This is a genomic window from Aliirhizobium smilacinae, from assembly GCF_006335145.1.
GTDB lineage: Bacteria > Pseudomonadota > Alphaproteobacteria > Rhizobiales > Rhizobiaceae > Neorhizobium > Neorhizobium smilacinae.
Genome location: NZ_VDMN01000019.1, coordinates 1 through 1642 on the forward strand (window position 1 = coordinate 1; position 1642 = coordinate 1642).

Consider the following 1642-nt stretch of genomic DNA (forward strand, 5'->3'; position numbering starts at 1 on the left):
ACGTCCTATATTCGGAAAGAAGCGCGGTTTCGGCCGCAGGTCGTTATCGCGTCGGTTTGCCGATGCGTTTGGATTATGATGTAGGCCCGGCCGATCGTCAACGAACGGTCTCTCCCATAACAAACACAGAGTACGCATGATCGCGGCTCTCACCGTCCTTAAGACGAGATCCTTTTGCCGTCGAGCGGAAGGCCTGAACATTATCTACGAGGTCGCTAATCAGCTCAGCGCCTCCACGGCCCTGTCAGAGAAGGGTCCTTCCGCTGTGGATCGTCCCTTCAAAGAAGGGGCGATACGGTTCACCGCTTTTGATAACCGCATGCACTGTGCGAGCCATCTTGGCGGCGATTGCTGTTAACGCCTTGCGACGTAAATGGGTGTTGTGACGGTCCTTGGTTATGTATCGCTCGAATTTGTCGCGGAAGCTGTTGGCGCGCTGCAATATCGCGACTTGAGCCGCCATCCACAAAGTCCGCCTGAGCCGTGCATTTCCATATTTTGAGAGCTTGGTCTGGCCTCTAAACATTCCTGACTGGATTGTCGAAAGATCCATGCCGCAAAACTTCAGGAACTGGCGATGGTGTTGAAAGCGGCGCAGGTCTCCAGCCTCTGCCAGGATCGTCAGAGCATTGATCGGGCCTATCCCGGGGATCGTGCATAAGAGCTGGTAATCGGGATTGTCCTTCAGCAGTGTGACCGCGCGGGCCTCGATCTGATTACGGTGGGCGATCAGGCTTCTGCCCTCGGCCAGGACCATACGGAACATGCAGATTGCGTCGGAGCCAGGCGCAACGGGAAGGCCGATTGAACGGGTGGACGTGGCGTAAATATCTGCCAGTAAACGCTCTTTGCCAACCTTGCGACCGACGACATCCCAGGCCGCTTCCATGAAAGCATCCTTGCTCATGGCCGCGATGAAATGCGGGGACGGGAAGAGTTCGAGGAAGGCGAAGAACCAGTCGCCCCGTGAACTGCGGTGAAAACGATCCGCCTCAGGGAAATACAACGGTAGGTAATGGGTCAGGATCCTGTGCCATAGTTCGGTCTTCGACCTTGAGACCATGTCGTGGGTCTTCGACAGCTCCTGAATGTCGTTGGTGCCGCGCATCAAGGGATCATGGTAAAACTGCTCAGCACCAATGGTCATCATGTGAAGGATAACCTGGGCATCCTTGGGATCGTTCTTATCCCAGGAATTATGCAATGCCTCCCTGGTCCGGGCCAACGCCATCGACGAAATCAGTTTGACCTCGAAGCCGGCGGAACCAAGATGATATGCCAATGCACGGTGATAGTTTCCCGTTGCTTCGAAGGCGACGCGGACAGGGCGCTGATAGCTATGCAGTAGGTTGATGAGGCGATTGAACTCATCGAGATTGTTGAGAACGCTTACCCGGCGGCGACGGCTTTTATCCGGCGCTTCGATCAGGACCTCATGACGTTCCTTGGAAATATCGATCGCTGCCAAGACGGGAGCGCATGCAGTAATGTCGTTGTCGGTCATAGCCGGTCTCCTTTTACAGTGTGGCTTCGCAAAACCACTGTGAGACCTGAGGCCCGGCTATGACCACCTGCTTCGCCTGATAGGGGCTACGCAACTGGTCAAAGCCTCATTCAACGCAAACTTCCGAAGGTGTTACGG

1 protein-coding gene is annotated in these 1642 nt (G+C 55.2%); it reads right to left on the reverse strand.

Annotated elements, in window-relative coordinates:
- Positions 1–244: 244 nt before the first annotated feature.
- Positions 245–1504, reverse strand: a complete 1260-nt coding sequence (locus tag FHP24_RS28525; protein WP_139679627.1) for an IS110 family transposase — start codon at positions 1502–1504, stop codon at positions 245–247.
- Positions 1505–1642 lie beyond the last annotated feature (138 nt).

Excerpts from the sequence above, each read along its gene's own strand:
- FHP24_RS28525 (WP_139679627.1), bottom strand. The coding sequence starts at position 1,504 with ATGACCGACAACGACATTACTGCATGCGCTCCCGTCTTGGCAGCGATC.